The organism is Candidatus Methylacidiphilales bacterium, assembly GCA_025056655.1.
GTDB lineage: Bacteria > Verrucomicrobiota > Verrucomicrobiia > Methylacidiphilales > JANWVL01 > JANWVL01.
Genome location: JANWVL010000049.1, coordinates 1 through 1578 on the forward strand (window position 1 = coordinate 1; position 1578 = coordinate 1578).

Sequence of the window (1578 nt, forward strand, 5' to 3'; positions counted from 1 at the left end):
GTGAAAATGTTATCAGCGGTTTGGATGATTACAGGTGTATAGATGGGTGATCGAGTGATCCCGGCAACGGGAGGGCTGCCTCTGTGCCGGTTCTGATTTTTCTACGATATTTGGGACGAGATGTCGAAGAGTCGCCTTGGAGACGAACCCGTCTCTCCCATAGAATATCCACACGGAAATTGGCTCCGTGATTTCTATGCGAGGGGTTAGTTACGCTGCATATATATGTATTATTCAATAATTTGTCTACTGCGTCCCCCTTTTCCCACTGAGCCGATCGGAGGGAAGTTCAGCGAGGATGTGATAGTGATTGGACATGAGACACCAGAGATAGATCTTTGCATGAGCTGATTGCTTCCATCCTGCAAGAGGTTGCACGAAGAAGGCGCAATCATCTTTCGCATGAAAAAGTGCAGAGCGATTATTGCCTCGATTGATAAGATGAAAGGTATTGGTTTGAAAGAATGTTATTGCTTCGCGTGGTATTGTGTTAATTACATCATTATTAAATTTATGTTAATATTTTATCTAGCATGTCCCCTCCTACCGAGTGATATGTTTTTCTATAATAGAATTATTCAAAGATAGTGGCTTATTTTATTTGCTTGTTTTTCTTAAAATTTTCAATTTGAATTATTAAAAAATCAAGATTGATATCATTTTCAACAGGTATCGGTGGTATGCCCATTAAATCAATATATTCTTTTAACGGTTTTAACAAATTGAGATACTCATCCTCATTAATAGTCTTCTCTATGGTCTCGGAGAATGAACCGTTATACAGTTGTTTCCACACCCTTACTAATCTACCTTTGTGATTTATAATCTTATATCGCTTCAATAATTTTGAACTTAATCCTCCTGCATCAGAGCGAGTTAGGGTAACTCCCTGTATTACTAAAAAAGGATTACTTTTAATTAGATCCTTATCAACTACCGGCTCTTTGCTTAACAATTCGCCAATTTTATCTATATCTATACCTTTCGCTAAAAGAATATAATCAGAAGATTGAGTTATTACCAAGTTTATCAACAAATATTTTAGTAAAATTTTAATAATCTTCATACTAAAATTTATAGTATTTACTCTTGTGGAATCACGGGTGCATCAGGCCCTGGAGTAAACGGCTCACGTCCTGGAATCAAATTGCCTTTCTTGTCAAGAGAAAGGTCAGAGTCTGGTTTAATATTATTGGGATAGAACGGAGGTCTAAAGCAACATCTTGAATCAAAATTTTCTCCTTTCTTGAAATTTCTAATCTCTATTTTTGGCAGACATTGAGTATCATCATTACAGGACCATACTTCTCCTTTGACGTAATAAGACTTGCATTTTGCAATGCACAAATTGAAATTAATATTTCCAATATGCTTCCATTTGCAAAGACCGTATAAGTCAATATAATTCACCACCCCATTCCCCACATATCTATACCAATTCACATCTCTAGCCTCAAACCCTATCGGATCCGGTTGCAGGAAGCGGCCGTGGACCGTGCTATAGATGCGGTTGCGGTAATACTTAGCCAGTAACGGCGAACCTTCCTTCGAGCCAGAGGCCGCACTCTGTATAGGCTT

Annotated in this window: 2 protein-coding genes; both read right to left on the reverse strand. The window is 38.1% G+C overall.

The genetic code is table 11. The features are described 5' to 3' along the window. Window positions 1–592: 592 nt before the first annotated feature. Entirely contained in the window at window positions 593–1066 is a 474-nt protein-coding gene (locus tag NZM04_02435; GenBank protein ID MCS7062899.1) for a hypothetical protein, read from the reverse strand. A 17-nt stretch (window positions 1067–1083) separates the two neighbouring features. Beyond that, the coding region (locus NZM04_02440; GenBank protein MCS7062900.1) for a hypothetical protein at window positions 1084–1578 on the reverse strand (495 nt) is incomplete at its 5' end.